General features: G+C 71.5%; 13 protein-coding genes. 5 read left to right on the top strand and 8 right to left on the bottom strand.

The features are described from left to right. Positions 1-134: 134 nt before the first annotated feature. From SROS_RS06805 to mtrA, 6 genes are all read right to left on the bottom strand, one after another. Entirely contained in the window at positions 135-839 is a 705-nt protein-coding gene (locus SROS_RS06805; protein WP_012888156.1) for a response regulator, read from the bottom strand. A gap of 95 nt (positions 840-934) precedes the next feature. Further along, positions 935-1591, bottom strand: a complete 657-nt coding sequence (gene hpf, locus SROS_RS06800) for a ribosome hibernation-promoting factor, HPF/YfiA family (protein WP_012888155.1) — start codon at positions 1589-1591, stop codon at positions 935-937. A 523-nt stretch (positions 1592-2114) separates the two neighbouring features. Further along, positions 2115-2819: a ComF family protein gene (locus SROS_RS06795; protein ID WP_043651510.1), complete on the bottom strand. Its 705-nt coding sequence runs from the start codon at positions 2817-2819 to the stop codon at positions 2115-2117. A 102-nt stretch (positions 2820-2921) separates the two neighbouring features. Continuing rightward, complete coding sequence (locus SROS_RS06790; RefSeq protein ID WP_012888153.1) at positions 2922-4685, bottom strand: LpqB family beta-propeller domain-containing protein; 1764 nt, start codon at positions 4683-4685, stop codon at positions 2922-2924. Between the two features lie 13 nt (positions 4686-4698). After that, the gene (gene mtrB, locus SROS_RS06785) at positions 4699-6438 is read right to left on the bottom strand and encodes an MtrAB system histidine kinase MtrB (protein ID WP_012888152.1); all 1740 of its coding nucleotides are present in this window, start codon (positions 6436-6438) and stop codon (positions 4699-4701) included. 27 nt (positions 6439-6465) lie between these two features. Next, positions 6466-7143: an MtrAB system response regulator MtrA gene (gene mtrA, locus SROS_RS06780; protein WP_012888151.1), complete on the bottom strand. Its 678-nt coding sequence runs from the start codon at positions 7141-7143 to the stop codon at positions 6466-6468. A 343-nt stretch (positions 7144-7486) separates the two neighbouring features. Here mtrA and SROS_RS06775 point away from each other — a divergent pair, with 343 nt between their 5' ends. The 5 genes from SROS_RS06775 (at position 7487) to SROS_RS06755 (ending at position 13036) form a co-directional block, all read left to right on the top strand. Further along, entirely contained in the window at positions 7487-8773 is a 1287-nt protein-coding gene (locus SROS_RS06775; protein ID WP_012888150.1) for a DUF7847 domain-containing protein, read from the top strand. Next, complete coding sequence (locus SROS_RS06770; RefSeq protein WP_012888149.1) at positions 8758-9429, top strand: DUF4129 domain-containing protein; 672 nt, start codon at positions 8758-8760, stop codon at positions 9427-9429. The genes SROS_RS06775 and SROS_RS06770 overlap by 16 nt, the downstream gene beginning before the upstream one ends. Continuing rightward, entirely contained in the window at positions 9426-10586 is a 1161-nt protein-coding gene (locus SROS_RS06765) for a DUF4350 domain-containing protein (protein WP_012888148.1), read from the top strand. The genes SROS_RS06770 and SROS_RS06765 overlap by 4 nt, the downstream gene beginning before the upstream one ends. 73 nt (positions 10587-10659) lie before the next feature. Continuing rightward, complete coding sequence (locus SROS_RS06760) at positions 10660-11664, top strand: AAA family ATPase (protein ID WP_081453394.1); 1005 nt, start codon at positions 10660-10662, stop codon at positions 11662-11664. Positions 11665-11668: 4 nt separating this feature from the next. Continuing rightward, positions 11669-13036 carry a DUF58 domain-containing protein gene (locus SROS_RS06755; RefSeq protein ID WP_012888146.1) on the top strand — a complete coding sequence of 456 codons (1368 nt, stop codon included), beginning with the start codon at positions 11669-11671 and terminating at the stop codon, positions 13034-13036. 112 nt (positions 13037-13148) lie between these two features. Here SROS_RS06755 and SROS_RS50780 read toward each other — a convergent pair whose 3' ends face one another. Both SROS_RS50780 and SROS_RS06745 read right to left on the bottom strand, forming a co-directional pair. Further along, entirely contained in the window at positions 13149-15299 is a 2151-nt protein-coding gene (locus SROS_RS50780) for an outer membrane protein assembly factor BamB family protein (protein ID WP_012888145.1), read from the bottom strand. A gap of 186 nt (positions 15300-15485) precedes the next feature. Next, positions 15486-16481: a stage II sporulation protein M gene (locus SROS_RS06745; RefSeq protein WP_012888144.1), complete on the bottom strand. Its 996-nt coding sequence runs from the start codon at positions 16479-16481 to the stop codon at positions 15486-15488. Positions 16482-16484 lie beyond the last annotated feature (3 nt).

Genomic DNA, 16484 nt, shown 5'->3' with positions numbered 1-16484 from the left:
GCCGGCCACCAGGCCCAGGCCCCGCTGAACCCCGGACCCGCCGGCCACAAGATCGTGGCCCGCTGATCACCGGGTCCGCCGGTCACCGGACCCGCGGGTGCGGCGTCCCGGACGGGGCCGCCGCACCCGGCGGGTCAGGTGATCTCGAGCATCCGCTCGCGGACCGCGTAGACGACCGCCTCCATCCTGGAGTGGAGCTGGAGTTTGTCCAGGATGTTGCGGACGTGGTTCTTCACGGTGTTCTCGGAGATGAACAACTGCTTGGCGATCTCGCGGTTGTTCATCCCCTTGGCGACCAGGCGGAGCACCTCCATCTCCCGGTCGGTCAGCCGGGGGACGGGGAGCTGGGGAGGCCGCTCGGCCTCCTTGCGGCTCATGTTCGCGAACTCGGTGATGAGCTTGGCGGCCATCGCCGGGTTGATGAGCGACTGTCCCTCGTGGACGCCGCGCACGGCCTCCGGGACCTCGTCGAGCTGCACGTTCTTCAGCAGGTAGCCGGTGGCACCCGCCTTGATCGCCTCGAAGAGGTCCTCCTCCTCGTCGCTCACCGTCAGCATGATGATCCGTGTGCTCGGCACCGAGGCCTTGATCGCGCGGGCGGCCTCGATGCCGCTCCTACGGGGCATCCGGACGTCCATGAGCATGACATCGGGGGTGAGGCGGTCGGCGAGCTCGACCGCTTCCTGACCGTCGCTCGCCTCGCCGACCACCTCGATGTCCGTCTCCGCGCTCAGCGCCATTTCCAGACTGCGCCGGATCAGCGCGTGGTCATCGACGATGAGCACGCGGATCGGGTCACCGCTCCTGGCAGGGCGGGTCGCCTCGTCGGGTTCCGTCACGCCTCCTCCTCGGGGGGCCAGAGCCGTTGGACCGCCATGATTACACGGGTTTCAGGGTCCTCGGGTTGGTCGGAGAGGATCTTCAAACGCGGCCGTCAGGGTTCCACGAGCCGTAGCACGCCGTAGTTGTAGCCCTGGCGCAGGTACACGACGCTCGGCTGGCCGCTCTCCTTGTCGCGGAACAGGTAGAAGTCGTGACCGACCAGCTCCATCTCGAGCAGGGCCTGGTCGATGGTCATCGGGTCGGCCTGGTGGGCCTTCTCCCGGACCACGAGCGGCCCGTCACCGTCCATGTGGATCGGGACGATGGTCTTGTCCTCGGACAGATCGGCCTCGAAATCCGACTGGACCTCGGGCTCCTCCCGTGGCCGTGGAGGCACGGCCTCCAGCGTCTCCGCAAGGGCGGTGGCGGCCAGTTCGGCGAGCGACGGGGGGCAGTGGTTGCCGTGGTGGATCTTGCGTCGGTCAGCGAGGCGCCGGAGTCTTCCTTCAAGCTTTCCGAGTGCAATATCGAGGGCGGCGAAGCGATCGTCGGCTGTGGCCTCGGCCCGGACTGCGGGACCGCGGGAGTGGATGGTGAGCTCGACCCGCTCACGCTGTCCGATGATGCGAGGATTGCTCTCTTTGGTCACCTCCACATCAACGCTGATGAGCTTGTGGTCCAAACGCTCGATCCTGGCCAGCTTGGTAGTCACGTGGTCGCGGAATCGGTCACTCACTCCGGTGTGCCGACCCTTGACGATGATGTCCATGCACGGACCCCCTTCGAACCTCGACGGTGGTACTGCTGCGGCACCCGCTCGGCCGACCTGGTCTTCGTCCCCACATCCGCCTGCTGAGGGTTTCGCAGCTCTTTGCCACTACATGCCCTTCTCTTCTGGCGAGGAACATCTGGCTCCCCGGGAAGGCAGGACTTACCTCTAAGCCGCACCGTGATCGATCGACAAAGAGTCGTCTTACGTGGACCGTTTGGCCTGCGGCTGGCATCGGCTAACCGAGCCGGCCCCCTTGCGGGAGTCGGTCCGGCGCAACCACGGACCCGAGCGGGTGCCATGGCTCAGACGCTATCCGCATCCCGACCGAATGTCAGCTTGGACACCGGCCAAAGGATCACTTTGCGTGATCACCAACCGGCCGATCCGGCGCAGGGACAGTCGCTTTGGCCGCTCGATATCCCTATATACAAGCGCTTCTCACATCGATTGAGCAGCCGCAAATCCTTGATCGAGACAGGGAGGTGTGGCCCTGCGGTGAGACCGGCCACCCACTCGCCCTTCACCCTCCGTCACGAGAAGGACTTTGCCCTCTCCGGCGTGTCGCGGCGATCGTGGCGGCGAGCGGGACCGCCACACCGGCCTCACGCAGCGCTCTGGCCGCCTCGGCGAGCGTCGCGCCGGAGGTGACGATGTCGTCCACCAGCACAATCGGGCCCGCGCCGCCCCAGGAGCCCGGCAGAGCCCCTTTCCGGGCAGCCGTAACCCTGAATGCCAGGGAGAGGTTCTCGGCCCGCTGGGGCGAGCTCAGGCCCGCCTGGTCGGCGACCCTGCGGCGCTGGGCGAGGATCTTCGCCACGGTCACCGGCCACCCCGCCGCGCGGAGGTATCCGGCGGCCAGCACCGCCAGCCGGGTCACCGGATCGTGCCCGCGCCGCCGGAGGGCCGGCCGGGCGCTCGGCACCGGGACCAGCGTGACCGGCCGGCCGCCGACCGCGGCGGCGACCGTCAGCGCCAGGGCCCCGGCGAGGGGATGGGCCAGGGCCGTACGGCCGCGCTCCTTGTAGGCGATGATCGCCCGTCGCGCGGCCCCCGTGTAGTCGGTCGCCGACCAGCATTCGGGCAGGCCGGGCGGGGACGGGACGGGCATCCGGCACGCGGGCCGCCCGTGCAGCTCCGCCGCGCACCGGGGGCAGACGAGGGCGCCGGGCACGCCGCATCCGGCGCAGCGGGGCGGCAGGACCAGGTCGAGCAGGGCTGTCGGCACGGCTCCACGGTGCCAGGCGGCACCGACAAACCCCTCCCACGGAGGGAGGAACCACTCATCACAGCCGCAACCCCCCTCGCGGCGAAGGGGGAACCAGCCCACTCAGCCCAGGGGGTAGGCCGGAGAGGAGGGGCCGTCCTTCTCGGAGAAGAGCACGGTGCCGTTCTCGTCCTTGACCATGGGCTCCCACTTGGCCGAGGTGCGGTTCCAGTAGAGGACCTGCCGGTTGCCGTTGTCGTCCTGCGCCCCGGCCAGCAGGGAACCGTCCAGGGCGGTGATGCTCTCGATCCGGGAGTCGGAGGCCAGGGTCTTGGGCTCCGCCGCGACCGAGGCCTCCAGCAGGTCGGACTTACCGGTGAGGACGTAGAGGGTCTTGCCGTCCTTCCAGGCGATGTCCTTGATCGTCTGGTTGCCGTCGCCGTCCACCACGGACTGCAGGTCGGTGATGCGGGTGCCGCTCCCGTGGCCGACGACCGTGCCGATCTTGACCTCCTCCTCCAGGCCGTTCTTGACCACCACCGCGACGTGGACCCCGTCCCGGGCGACCTTGAGCGACGTGACGTGGACCGTGTTCAGGTCGGGGGCCCAGACGCGGTACTGCTGCCTGCCGTCGCGCCGCACCACCACCGAGCTGTTCCCGTCGGGGCGGTCGACCGTCCACAGGGTGTCGTAGCGGTCCCAGGAGGGCGGGGTGAGGGAGTCGCCGGTGACCCAGTCCTGCCACTCGCCCCCCGGGGCGAGCGGGGCGACCGAGACCTTCGTGCGGTCCTCCGACAGGGCCGCCACCTGCCCCTGCCCGCTGATCGCCGGACGGGTGCGCGTGCCGTCCTTCTCCCCCGCCCTGCCCTGCACCGGCTGGCCGACGTTCTCCTTGCCCAGCATCTGCAGGGCGCCACCGGCCATGTAGTACGGGTAGACGTCGCGGGGAGCCGTCCAGGGGTCGAAGTCCGCGTGCTGCTGGGCGTCGATCGCCAGCAGGCTGTCGGAGTAGTACAGCTTGCCCTCCACCCTGACCTCGAAGCCCCAGCCGCCCTTGGTGAGCTCGGCGAGCGTCCCGGCGAGCTGGGCCGACATCGGGGCGATCCGGTCGGAGTCCACCGGCTTGGTCAGGTCGACGACGACGCGGTTGTTCTCCGTGGTGACGTCGATGAGCCTGGTGCCCGGCCGGAAGGCGGAGTTCACCGCCTTCTTGAGCAGGCTGCTCGGCCCCTTCAGCAGCCGCTCCACCGCCGTCTTGGCGAAGTTGGACGTCGGGTCGATGGGCACCCGGACCTGGTCGGCCACCAGGCCCCTCCACGCCGAGTCCAGGAAGTAGAGGTCGACCTTGAGGTAGGCGCGGTCGACGTCCGCCTCGGAGAGCATCAGCCCCTCGGGCGCCGCGCTGATCCGCCACCCCTGCGCCCCCTTCACGAGGGTGAAGGGCTCGTTCAGGCTCCCGCCCTTCGGCCAGTAGCGGCCGTCCTGGTCGATCATGGCCGTCACGGTGCCCTTGAGGGTGACCCGGGTCTGCTTGGCGTCCGCCTGGACGGGCGGGGCCTTCTCGTACTGGTCCTGCTTGCCGTCCTGCTTGTAGACCGTCACCCCGCTCTGCGGATTCCACTCCCTGGCGAAGGCCTCGGTGAGGTATTCGCGTGCGACGTCACGCCCGGGGTCGTCGACGCTCGCCATCGCGGCCCTGAACCCGGTGACGACCTCCTCCGGCGACCAGTCGGCGCTCGGCGGCACGGCGATCACCCGCGCGTACGGGTCGCCCAGCGGGTTGCCCTTGCGGGGGTTGCCCACCGAGATGGGCTTGCCTCCGGTGGGGATGACCGAGCAGGCCGTCACCCCGCAGGTCAGCGCGACGATCAAGCCGACCGTCCCCACCCGTCGTCCTGTGCTAGTCCGCATCGTTTCCCCCGTCGGCGACCGCCGGTGAGAGCACCGGGGTCATGTGCCCCCGCCATGTCCGCCGCATCTCCACCTCCGGCGGGACCAGCGACAGCGGTGACCCCCGCAGCGGCGCCCCGGCCACCCGGGGCAGGGAGAGCCGGAACTGCGACCCCTCGCCCTGCGCCCCCCAGGCCTGGAGCCAGCCGCCGTGCAGCACGGCGTCCTCGCGGGAGATCGCCAGGCCCAGGCCGGTGCCGCCGATCGTCCGCGCGCGTGACGGGTCGGCCCGCCAGAACCGGTCGAAGACCATGTTCTCCTCACCCGGCTTGAGACCCACCCCGTGGTCCCGTACGGCCACCGCCACCGCGTCGCGGTCGGCCCCCACCGAGACGACGATGTCGCGGCCCTCGCCGTGCTCGATCGCGTTGAACAGCAGGTTGCGCAGGATCCGCTCGACCCGGCGGCTGTCCATCTCCGCCATGCAGGGCTCACCCGGCAGGCGCAGGTCGAACCGGGTCGAGTGGCGCTCGGCCAGTGCCTCGGAGTCGGCGACGGCGCGCAGCACCACGTCCCTGACGTCCACCGGATCGACGTCCAGCTCGGCCGCGCCCGCGTCGTAGCGGCTGATCTCCAGCAGGTCGGCGAGCATCGACTCGAACCGGTTGAGCTGGTTCTGCATCAGCTCGGCCGAGCGGGCGGCCATCGGGTCGAAGTCCTCGCGGGCGTCGTAGAGCAGGTCGGCGGCCATCCGCACGGTGGTCAGCGGGGTGCGCAGCTCGTGCGAGACGTCGGAGACGAACTGCCGCTGGACGTGGGAGAGCTCCTCCAACTGGTGGATCTTCAACGCCAGGTTGGCGGCCATGTCGTTGAAGGAGGTGGCCAGGCGGGCCAGGTCGTCCTCGCCGCGCACCTTCAGCCGCTCGTCCAGGCGTCCGGCGGCCAGCCGCTCGGCGGCCTGGCGCGTCAGCCGTACCGGCGTGACCACCTGGCGGGTGACCAGCGAGGCGATGGCCGCCAGCAGCAGCACCAGGGCGGCCCCGACGGCGACGAGCATCCGCAGGACCGAGTTGAGGGTCTCCTCCTCCTTGTCCAGCGGGATGAGGTGGTAGATCTCGTATCCGCTGTCCAGCATGGTCCCGGAGGTGTCGAGGCGGGTGCCGATCACCATGCCCCGCACCGGCTCGCGCCTGCCCTCGTAGTAGAGGTCCCCGTAGTGGGTGCTGTCCTCGCCCGCCTCCTTTTTGGACACCTCCTCGCGCAGCCCGGACGGGATGCTGCGCGGATCGATGTTCGGGGTGACGAAGAACTCCCCCGGCTGGTTGTCGTTGCGGGCGATCACCGAGTAGCGGGGGACGGCCCCCGCGCGCCCGGCGAGGGCGTAGACCGCCTGGCTGAGCGGGCTGTCGCCACCCCGCTGGAGCCCGTCGCCCGAATCGACGGACGGCTTGGAGACGTCGCCGGACGGCCGGTTCAGGTAGCCGAGCACCGCGTTCCGGTCGGCCTGCGCCTCGCTCCTGGCCGCGCGCTCCCGGTCCTGGAGCGTGGTCGCGATGATCTGCTGCATGAGGAAGACGCCGAGCACGGCCACCACCGCGATGGAGATGACCATCGTGCTGGTGACGACGCGGAGCTGCAGGGAGCGCCGCCAGACCCGGCGCACGCCTCCCGCGGCGCGACGGGCCCGCCGGCGGACGCCCCGCACCACCTGGCGCGGGGTACGGCGGCGCTTCTTCGGCGAGGACGGCATGTCAGGGGCCCGGGGGATCCGCGCAGGCTAGGCCGGGCCGGCCTTGTAGCCGACCCCTCGGACCGTCACCACGATCTCCGGGTGCTCCGGGTCCTTCTCTATCTTGGCGCGGAGCCGCTGGACGTGCACGTTGACCAGGCGGGTGTCGGCCGCGTGCCGGTATCCCCAGACCTGCTCCAGCAGGACCTCGCGGGTGAATACCTGGCGCGGCTTGCGGGCCAGCGCGACCAGCAGGTCGAACTCCAGCGGGGTGAGGTTGATGGTCTCCTCGTCGCGCTTGACCGAGTGCCCGGCGACGTCGATGGTGATGTCGCCGATCTGGAGGATCTCCGGCGTCGGCTCGTCGGTGCGGCGCAGCCGCGCGCGGACCCGGGCCACCAGCTCCTTGGGCTTGAACGGCTTGACGATGTAGTCGTCGGCCCCCGACTCCAGGCCGAGCACCACGTCGATGGTGTCGCTCTTGGCCGTCAGCATGACGATCGGCACACCGGACTCGGCGCGGATGCGGCGGCACACGTCGATGCCGTCGGCGCCCGGCAGCATCAGGTCGAGGAGGACCAGATCCGGCCGGGTGTCGCGGAACGCGTCGAGGGCCTTGTCCCCGTCGGAGACGAAGGAGGGCTCGAAACCCTCTCCGCGCAGCACGATGCCGAGCATCTCGGCGAGAGCGGCGTCGTCGTCGACGACCAGCACGCGTCCTTTCATGGCCCCTCATTCGTTTTACGCAGTTTGGGAGTTTTTGGGGTAAACGGCACGGTCGTCGAAGATTACCCTTGTCCGGCCACTGGATGACACCTGCCGACGAGCAGCCATCCAACTGCCGAATTTTAGGCGCACACAACGTAAAGCGTGTAGGAGTGCCCCCGTGCGGCCAACTCCGGTCTCGGCGACTGCGAACGCCAAGTGGAGGTGGTCACGCCCCCAGTCTGCGGTAAACGACGGTGTCTCGGCCATCCCTCCGGCATCTCCGCCGATCTCCCGGCGTGTGAAACCCCGTCGAGATCTCCCGGGCACCACAATCGGTGTGTCCACATGTCAGGATTGGGATATGTCAGACGGTCACGGCTCCACTCCCGACACGCCACCCGGCTGGGCGTCCAACCAACCTCCGCCGTACGGCGACGCCCCGGGATCACCGTGGACCGCGCCCGGCTCCGGCCCCGGCGCGCCACCGCCGCAGCCGCCCCCGCAGCAGCCCCACGGCGGGCAGGCGCCGCCGTACGGCCAGCCCCCGCCCCACCGGCCCGGCCCGTACGGCCCGCCGCCCCACGGCTTCCCCCCGCCCCCGGCGATGCGGCCGGGGATCATCCCGCTGCGCCCGCTCGGCATCGGCGACATCCTCGACGGCGCCATCAAGCTGATCCGTTCCAACCCCAAGACCATCCTGGGCCTTTCGGCGATCGTCGCCGCGCTCGGGGCGATCCCGGTGGCGATCGGCCAGGCGGTCATGATCGGCGACCTGGGCGCCGGCCTCGACGACCCCTCCGTCCTGGAGGACCCGCAGGACATCGGCTTCCTCGCCCAGTACGGCGGGACGCTGATCTCCTACGCGGTGCAGTTCGTCGCGGTGACCCTGCTCACCGGCGTGCTGACCCGGATCCTGGGCCGGGCGGTCTTCGGCGGCAAGATGAGCGTGGGCGAGGCCTGGCAGCTGACCCGCAACCGGGTGCCCACGCTGTTCGGGCTGGTGGCCATCGGGATGCTGGTCATGCTGATCCCCATGGTCGTGGTCATCGCGGTCATCGCCGGGCTGGGGGCGGCGGGGGCCGACTTCGGGGCGCTGTTCCTCGTCGGCGCGCTGGCGATCCTGGGCTTCGTCGCCTACGCCCTCTTCATCACCACCCGCCTGGCGCTCGCGGCGTCGGTGGCGGTGCTGGAGCGGCGCGGCGTCATCGACTCCCTGCGCAGGTCCTGGAACCTGGTGGGCGGCGGTTTCTGGCGGACGCTCGGCATCCTGCTGCTGACCCAGCTCATCACGGCCCTGGTCGCCCTGGTGCTCTCCTTCCCCTTCACCATCATGGCCTTCGTCGTCGGCATGATCGGCAAGGGCTCCACCGGCTCGCAGATCGGCACGGCGATCCTGATCGCGGTCGGCGGCACCGTCAGCGCCATGATCACCTATCCGTTCCAGGCCGGGGTCAACGGCCTGCTCTACGCCGACCGGCGGATGCGCGCCGAGGCGTTCGACCTGGTGCTGCAGACCGCGGCGATCGAGCAGCAGCGCCAGGGCTGGGTGCACGCCTCCGCCGACGACCTGTGGGACCCGTCCATCACGCCCAGCGGACCCGGCCGGTACGACCAGACCGGCCAGGGAGCTCCGTGGCGCGACTCCTGACCCTCCCGGCGCTCCTGGCGTCCCCGACCCCGATCGACATCGACCGGGACCAGGCCCGGCGCGAGGCGCTCCAGGAGCTGCTCAAGCCCGAATACGCCAAGGAATCCCTGATCGACCGCGCCATGCGGGCCGTGAGCCAGTTCCTCGGCGACCTGCTGGACCAGGAGTCCGTGGGCGTCGTCGGCAGCGTGGCCGCGCGGGTCGTCCTGGCCGTGATCGTGATCGCGGCCATCACCGCGGTGGTCACGATCGCGCGCAGGGCCACCCGGGGCGGCGCCGTACGCCAGGATGGGATCTTCGGAGACCGTCGCCGCACCGCTGCCGAGCACCGCGACGCCGCCGAGCGGCTGGCCGCCGAGTCCCGGTGGGCCGAGGCCGTCCGCGAACGGCTCAGAGCCGTCGCCCGAGACCTGGAGGACCGCGCCATCGTCGACTCCACGCCCGGCCGTACGGCGGGCGAGCTCGCCGCCGAGGCGGGGCGGGTCCTGCCCGCCTTCGCCGGGGAGCTGACCACCGCGGCGCGGGTGTTCGACGACGTGACCTACGGCGAGGTGCCGGGCACGGCCGAGGCCTACGAAGTCCTGCGCGACCTCGACGAGCGGTTGCGCACGGCCCGTCCCGTGCCCGCCGCCCCCGCGAAGGCGGTGCCCTCGTGAGCCTCGCCGCCGCCCCCGGGACGGGGTCGACGTCCACCTCGCCGACCGCCGCGACCCTGTGGCGCGGCGGCCGGGGCATCCTCCTGGTCGCGCTCATCGTGGTCGCCGGCGCCGTGATCGGCGTGCTGCTCAGCGGCTCCGGCGGGGGAAGGCCGCTCGATCCCGCCGACACCTCGCCGTCCGGCGGCAGGGCACTGGCCCAGCTGCTGCGGGCCCACGGCGTGCAGGTCACACGGGTCACCTCCGTCGCCGAGGCGGAGGCCGCCGGCTCCGGCGACCGCACGCTGCTGCTCAGCGACACCTCCTTCCTCGGCGAGGAGGAGGCCCGGCGGCTCGGCGCGATCCCCGCCGACCTGCTCGTGGTCGGCGTGCAGCCGCACCAGGAGCTGATCACCCCCGGCGTGAGGCCCGCCGAGGAGGCGCGGGCGCGCTCGCGCGAGCCCCGCTGCGAGCTGCGGGCCGCGACCAGGGCGGGCAGCGCCTACCTGGGGGGCTCGGCCCTCACCGCCCCCTCCGGGGCGACCGGCTGCTACCCGGCCGACGGCAGGCCCACCCTGGTCAGCTACACCGACGAGGGCAGGACGGTCACGGTCACGGGCGACGGCCAGTTCATGAGCAACCTGCGGCTGGCCGAGGACGGCAACGCCGCCCTGGCGATGAACCTCGCCGGGGCCAGGCCCGCCCTGGTCTGGCTGGTGGCCCCCGAGACCGCCGCGCGGGCCAGCGGCGAGCAGGGGTTCTACGACCTGATCCCCGGCGGGGTCAGGTGGGCCGTGGTGCAACTGGCCGTCGCGGTCCTCCTGCTGGCACTCTGGCGGGGCCGCCGGCTCGGCCCGGTGGTGGCCGAACGGCTGCCCGTCGTGGTCAGGGCGGCCGAGACCGTGGAGGGCCGGGGCAGGCTCTACCGGGCCAGGCGGGCCCGCGACCGGGCCGCCGTCGCCCTCCGCACGAGTTTCGTCGACCGGGTCACCCCCCGGCTCGGCCTGCCGTCGGCGGCCGGGCCGGACGCGAAGGTCGAAGCGATCGCCGAACGCACCGGACAGGCGCGCCTCCACGTGGGCGCCGCCCTGTACGGCCCGCCGCCGGCGGACGAGGCCGGGCTGGTAGCCCTGGCCGCATATCTGGACATGTTGGAGAGGCAGGTCAAAGAGTCGTGAGCGAGCGTAGCGAGCAGACCGTCGGGCACGGCGGCACGGTGCCGCCGGAGCCGGCAGAGGAGTCCTCGTGACCATGCCACCGGAGAACAGCGGCCTGGCGGAGACACCCCCGGTCGCGGGGACAGCGCCCGGCGCGAGCGCCGCCCGGGAGGCGCTGGCGGGCCTGCGCGCCGAGGTCGCCAAGGCCGTCGTCGGCCAGGACGCCGTGGTCACCGGGTTGGTGATCGCGCTGCTCTGCCGGGGACACGTGCTGCTCGAAGGCGTGCCGGGCGTCGCCAAGACCCTGCTGGTCAGGACCCTGGCGGCGGCGCTCTCGCTGGACTTCAAGCGGGTGCAGTTCACCCCCGACCTGATGCCGGGCGACGTCACCGGCTCCCTGATCTACGACGCGAAGACGTCGGAGTTCGAGTTCCGCCAGGGCCCGGTCTTCACCAACCTGCTGCTCGCCGACGAGATCAACCGCACGCCTCCCAAGACGCAGGCGGCGTTGCTGGAGGCGATGGAGGAGCGGCAGGTCAGCGTGGACGGCAAGCCGCGCAGGCTGCCCGAGCCGTTCATCGTGGCCGCCACCCAGAACCCGGTCGAGTACGAAGGCACCTACCAGCTCCCCGAGGCGCAGCTCGACCGCTTCCTGCTCAAGCTGACCGTGCCGCTGCCGCCCCGCGACCAGGAGATCGCGGTGCTGGAACGGCACGCGCTGGGCTTCGACCCGCGCGACCTGTCCCACGTCAAGGCCGTGGCCACCATCGCCGACCTGGATGCCGGCCGCGCGGCGGTCAGCCAGGTGCACACCGGCCCCGAGGTGCTCGGCTACATCGTCGACATCGCCAGGGCCACCCGGCAGTCGCCGTCACTGCAGCTCGGCGTCTCCCCGCGTGGCGCCACCGCGCTGCTGGCCGGGGCACGGGCCTGGGCCTGGCTGTCCGGCCGCTCCTACGTGACCCCGGACGACGTCAAGGCGCTGGCCAGGCCCTCCATGCGGCACCGGATCCAGCTCCGGCCCGAGGCCGAGCTGGAGGGCGCGACCGCCGACGGCCTGATCGACGCCATCCTCGCCTCCGTCCCCGTCCCCCGCTGAGCCGATGGCACTGACAGGACGGGCCGCCCTGCTGGCCCTGCTGGGCACGCTGGCCGTGCTCTTCGCGCCGCGGCCGGCTCCGGCCGTGGCCGGGGTGGCGCTGGTGCTCCTGGCGCTGGTCGCGGTCGACCTGCTGCTGGCCGCAGGCGTGCGGCAGCTGCGGTTCACCCGCTCGGGCGACCGGCTGATACGGCTCGGCGAGTCCGCCACGGTCGAGCTGATCGTGGAGAACCCCGGCCCCCGCCGGGCCCGGGGCATGCTCAGGGACGCCTGGCCCCCCTCGGCCGGGGCCACGCCGCGGCGCCTGCCGCTGGACGTGCCCGCCGGCGAGCGCCGCCGCCTCACCATGACGCTCACCCCCACCCGCCGGGGCGACCGCGAGGCGGTCACGGTCACCGTGCGCACGCTGGGCCCGCTGGGCATCGCGGCCCGCCAGGGCTCCCACCGGGTGCCGTGGTCGGTGCGGGTGCTGCCGCCGTTCCTCAGCCGCAAACACCTGCCCGCCAAGCTGTCCAGGCTCAGGGAGCTGGAGGGCCAGCACCCGTCGATGGTCAGGGGGCAGGGCACCGAGTTCGACTCGCTCCGCGAGTACGTGGTCGGCGACGACGTCCGTTCGATCGACTGGCGGGCCACCGCCCGCCGCAACGACGTCGTGGTCCGCACCTGGCGGCCGGAGCGCGACCGGCGGGTCCTGATCGTCCTGGACACCGGCCGCACCTCGGCCGGCCGGGTCGGCACGGCCCCCATCCCGCTGGCCGGCGAGACGCCCGGGCCCGGCGGCCTGTACGGCGGGGCGGCGGTCGTGCCGGGCTGGCCCCGGCTGGACTGGTCGATGGACGCGGCGCTGCTGCTGGCCGCGCTGGCCGCCCGCGCCGGGGACCGGGTGGACTTCCTGGCCTACGACCGCGCGGTGCGCGCCTGGGTGTCCGGCGCCAGCCGTACCGAACTGCTGTCGTCGCTGGTCAACACCATGGCACCGCTGGAGGCCGAGCTCGTCGAGGCCGACTCGGCCGGGATGGTCGCGGCCATTCTCGCGCGGGCCAAGCGGCGCTGCCTGGTCGTCGTGCTGACCGACCTGAACGCGGCGTCGCTGGAGGAGGGGCTCCTGCCGATGCTCCCCCAGCTCTCCTCGCGGCACCTGGTGCTCCTCGCCGCCGTCTCCGACCCGCAGGTGGCCGTGATGGCGGCCGGGCGCGGCACGCCGGAGCTGGTCTACAACGCGGCGGCCGCGGAGCACCAGAACTCCGGCCGGCGCAGGATCACCGCCCGGCTGCGCCGCCAGGGCGTGGAGGTCGTGGACGCCGCCCCGGAGCAGATCGCGCCCGCCCTGGCCGACGCCTACCTCGCGCTGAAGGCCGCGGGCCGCCTCTGACCGCTCCCGGCGCTCGGGGCGCGTCTGCGGACCTTCCGGCCCGCCATGGCCGCCCTGGCGCTGCGTCCCTGCTGACCTGGGGTGATGACGGTCTCAGCAGGATCGCCCCGGGTCAATTGATGATCGGAGCCTTCGCCCCGGGGAAGTCGAAGGCGAAGAGGTTCCCCCTGTGCTTGGCGAACAGCCGGCCCGGGGTGCGCAGAACACCCCAGTCGAAAGCGTTGTCGGTCGGATAGGGGAAATTCCAGCTCCGCCGCCCGCTCTTGACATCCCAGCCATGGAGGCCCTCGATCGTCGCGCCGATGAGGAGGTCTTCCGTACCGCCTCGAAAGCGGAGCGAGTTGTCCGCGGCCTCTCCTGTCCAGAGGGTCTCTCCGGTCAGGAGGTCACACGCTTTGATTTCTGAATCCACGTATATGAACGTCCGGTCCGACCTTGCCCAGATCAGTCCGGTGATGGACTTGGCGGGCCAGCGGCGGCGGCCGGTGGCGACGTCGAAGACGGCGACTCTCTCCGGTCCGCTGCAGCGGCAGACGAGCATGTCCTCCGCGAGGACCAGCTCATAGGATGGTTGGCCCGTTCGAGAACTGTACGGGGGCATACGGCTGGGCCTGTTCCAGATCTCGCGACCGGTGAGCGGGTCCAGGGCCGCCAGGTTCAGCCCCGGGCCGAGGACGTAGAACCGTTTGCCGTCCGTACACTGAGCGTGCAACCTGCCCTGCCTGGACCAGCTCAGTTCGCCGTCGGTGATGGAGATGGCGGCATAGGCGTCGAAGTATTCCGGAGTCGCCAGCACGACTCCCCGGGCAGCCTCTCCCTCCAGGAAAAGAGGTCTCCCTTCGGGGGTGAAGGTCCAGCGCTGTTTCCCGGTCGCGGCGTCGAGGCCGTGCAGGCGGTCGCGGGTGTCCCTCACCACGAGCGTCGAACCGGATGGGAAAGTCCACTCGGGTTCGCCGTCGCTCAGTCCGGAGATCCACAGCTCCTCGCCCGTCCGCGGATCGAAGGCGCTGATCGAGTCGTTGTCGCCGAGCATGTAGATCCGCTTGCCCACGAGCTTGGGGTAGTACCCCGCATAGTTGGTCTCGCTCTTCCAGCGGGGCTTGCCGTCCTTCAGGGTGAAGGCATCCGTCCCTTCCTTGTCAAGGCAGAAGATCAGGTCGCCCAGGGTCGCGAGGCTGCCTTTCTCACCGGAGACGGTGCGGGTCCAGAGGGGTTGGGCACCTGTGGAGCCGCTCGGCGAGCCAGTGGCCGTGGCACCTCTGGTGGGCCGGTCTCTTCCCGATGTGGCGAGCAGGGCGGCCGACGCGCCCGCGACAGCCACGACGGTGGCCACGGCGCCACTGATGATCAACTGGCGCCGCTGGGGCGACGGCGGCAGTATCTCGGTCGGCTCCGGCGACACGACCGTTTCCGGCGACACGACCGTTTCCGGCAACACGACCGTCTCCGGCGACGCGTTCGGGCCAGGGGTGACGAAGAGCTCCGGTAATCGGGCGACCGCCGGCCGGCGCAGCGGATCCTTGTCCAGGCAGGCGGAGACCAGACCGACGAGCCCTGGCGGCATCCCGTCGAGCTGGGGCGGTTCGTAGGCGGCGCGGAACATCACCGCCTGGAAAGGGCCGGTTCCGAACGCGGACCTGCCGGTCGACGCGAAGGCCACCACCGCGCCGAGCGCGAACACGTCGCTCATCGAGGTCAGCTCGCGCCCGGCGATCTGCTCGGGGGACATGTATCCGGCCGATCCGATGACACCGCCGGTAGCGGTGAGCGAGGTGCCGTCGGCGGCCCGGCTGATCCCGAAGTCGATCACCCGCGGGCCGTCGTCGGCGAGCAGGATGTTCGACGGCTTGAGATCCCGGTGGATGATCCCGGCACGATGGATCGCGGCCAGCGCCTCTGCCAACCTCGCGCCGAGTATCCGCACCTGCGCCTCGGGCATCGGGCCATGTGTCTCGATCTCGCTCTGCAGCGAGGGGCCGGGCACATAGACGGTGGCCAGCCAGGGCACCGGCCCGTCGGGATCGGCGTCCACGACCGGCGTGGTGAAGGCACCGCTGACCGCCCTGGCGGCCTCGACCTCGGCCTTGAACCGGCGCCGGAAGCTCGGATCGCCGGCAAGCTCCGGGCGTACCACCTTGACCGCCACGGACCTGCCGCTGGCCGAGGTGGCCAGATAGACCTGGCCCATACCTCCTTCCCCCAGTAGCCGAACAACCCTGAACGGACCGATGGCCGCTGTCCCGTCGCCTGCGAGAAAGGTCATTGCGGGATATTACTGATCTCGGGTGAAGGCCGGTCAAACACGCGCCGCTGGCGACAGCCCGCCGAGCACCGGGCACCGCGCCGCCCTTGACCCCTGGCCAGACATGTACAACCCGCACTGGGGACACACCGCGTCGGGAGGCCGGCCACCCGTCAGCCGCGTCACCGGCCTGCCGGGGCGGTACACCTAGCCGGCGCTCGGCGCGAGGTCGGGGGCCCGCTCCAGGTCTCCCGTCTCCTGGGCGGCCAGCGCCCGGCGGCCGAAGAAGATCACGTAGGCGAGGAAGGCCGCCTCCGCGACCACTCCGATTCCGATCCGCGCCCAGGTGGGCAGGCCCGAGGGGGTGACCAGTCCCTCGATCAGGCCGGAGACGAACAGCACCACGACCAGGCCGAGGGCCACGCTCATGACGGCCCTGCCCTGCTCGGCGAGGGCCTCGCCGCGCTTTCTGGGACCGGGGTCGACGACCGTCCAGCCGAGGCGCATGCCGACGGCCGCGGCCAGGAACACCGCGGTCAGCTCCAGCAGACCGTGCGGGGTGATCAGGCCGAAGAAGATGTCCAGCTTGCCGCGCGAGGCCATCAGACCGGCGGAGACGGCCACGTTGAGCGCGTTCTCCCACAGGATGTAGGGGATCGGCAGGCCGAGCAGCACGGCCATGATGATGACCTGCATCGAGACCCAGGCGTTGTTGACCCAGACCTGCCCGGCGAACGAGGCCGCGGGGTGCTCCGAGTAGTAGTCGGCGAAGTCGTGGTCGACGAGCTGGGTGATCTCCTCGGGCGTGCCGATCGCGGCCTGGACGGCGGGGTCGCCCGCCACCCAGACGGCGACGACCGCGGAGACCAGGACGAACGCGGCGGTCGTGCCGAGCCACCACCAGCGGGCCCGGTAGGCGACCACCGGGAAGGAGACGGCGAAGAAGCGGATGAACTCCCGCCAGGCGGGGGTGTGCGCGCCGGTCACCGCCGAGCGGGCACGGGCGACCAGCGCCGACAGCCGGCCCACCAGGATGGGGTCGGCCGATCCCGAGCGCACGATGGACAGGTGGGTGGCGACCCGCTGGTAGAGGTCGACCAGTTCGTCGATCTCGGCGCCGTTCAGCGACCTCCGGCGCCGGACGAGGTCCTCCAGCCGGTCCCAGGCCTGCCGGTGCGCGCTGACAAAGACGTCGATGTCCACGCA

It is taken from the genome of Streptosporangium roseum DSM 43021 (assembly GCF_000024865.1).
GTDB lineage: Bacteria > Actinomycetota > Actinomycetes > Streptosporangiales > Streptosporangiaceae > Streptosporangium > Streptosporangium roseum.
The sequence above is the reverse complement of the archived record's forward strand: the minus strand, read 5'-3'. Positions and strand labels throughout refer to the sequence as shown.

Bases quoted from the DNA above. Each gene is read 5' to 3' on its own strand.
- hpf (WP_012888155.1), bottom strand. From the start codon at position 1,591: ATGGACATCATCGTCAAGGGTCGGCACACCGGAGTGAGTGACCGATTC.
- mtrB (WP_012888152.1), bottom strand. From the start codon at position 6,438: ATGCCGTCCTCGCCGAAGAAGCGCCGCCGTACCCCGCGCCAGGTGGTG.
- mtrA (WP_012888151.1), bottom strand. From the start codon at position 7,143: ATGAAAGGACGCGTGCTGGTCGTCGACGACGACGCCGCTCTCGCCGAG.
- SROS_RS06775 (WP_012888150.1), top strand. From the start codon at position 7,487: ATGTCAGACGGTCACGGCTCCACTCCCGACACGCCACCCGGCTGGGCG.
- SROS_RS06760 (WP_081453394.1), top strand. From the start codon at position 10,660: ATGCCACCGGAGAACAGCGGCCTGGCGGAGACACCCCCGGTCGCGGGG.
- SROS_RS06755 (WP_012888146.1), top strand. From the start codon at position 11,669: ATGGCACTGACAGGACGGGCCGCCCTGCTGGCCCTGCTGGGCACGCTG.
- SROS_RS50780 (WP_012888145.1), bottom strand. From the start codon at position 15,299: ATGACCTTTCTCGCAGGCGACGGGACAGCGGCCATCGGTCCGTTCAGG.